The 683-nt window shown below is 38.1% G+C and carries 1 pseudogene; it reads left to right on the top strand.

Annotated features, from left to right (window positions below):
* Window positions 1–132 precede the first annotated feature (132 nt).
* Window positions 133–683: pseudogene (locus KSO91_RS17495) on the top strand (ISNCY family transposase); the annotation flags it as partial.

Genomic DNA, 683 nt, shown 5'->3' with positions numbered 1-683 from the left:
CGCATTGACTCACTAAAATTCATACTACTAATATGTCGTTGCCTCATCTAAAATAACACTAGTTGTGATTCTTTTAAGATGAGGTAACTAGAAATGATTAAGTCTATGAGTCTAAATGCGAGAAAGGAATTTTTGGCTAGCATTAAACAAAAATATCATGACGCTAACTGGATAGATAAAGGGAAAATACTTGATGGAATAGTTGCTGCTACAGGCTATGAAAGAAAATATACGATCCAATTGTTGAATGCCATCAATCAGAATATCTCACCAAAAAAGCGCAAGACACCCCATCGCTACGACGAACAACTACGACAAGCTCTACTTTCTGTTTGGTATGCGGCTAATCAAATATGCTCTAAACGTCTAGTGCCATTTTTACCCTATCTAGTCGAAGCAATGGAACGTCATGGTCATCTACGCTTACCTATTGGTGTACGAGAACGATTACTACAAATTAGTCCTTCTACTGTTGACAGGATGTTAAAGCCTGAACGAGAAAAAATAAAACAATCTGTAAGCACTACTCGTAAAGGGAATTTATTAAAGCACCAAATTCAAGTCAGAACATTTGCTGATTGGGATGACGTTATTCCTGGATTTCTGGAAGCTGACCTCGTCGCTCATTGTGGGGGCAATACCAATGGCTCTTTTTTGAATACGCTCACATTAGTTGACATTGC

It is taken from the genome of Psychromonas antarctica, from assembly GCF_022267535.1.
GTDB classification, from domain to species: domain Bacteria; phylum Pseudomonadota; class Gammaproteobacteria; order Enterobacterales; family Psychromonadaceae; genus Psychromonas; species Psychromonas antarctica.
The sequence above is the reverse complement of the archived record's forward strand: the minus strand, read 5'-3'. Positions and strand labels throughout refer to the sequence as shown.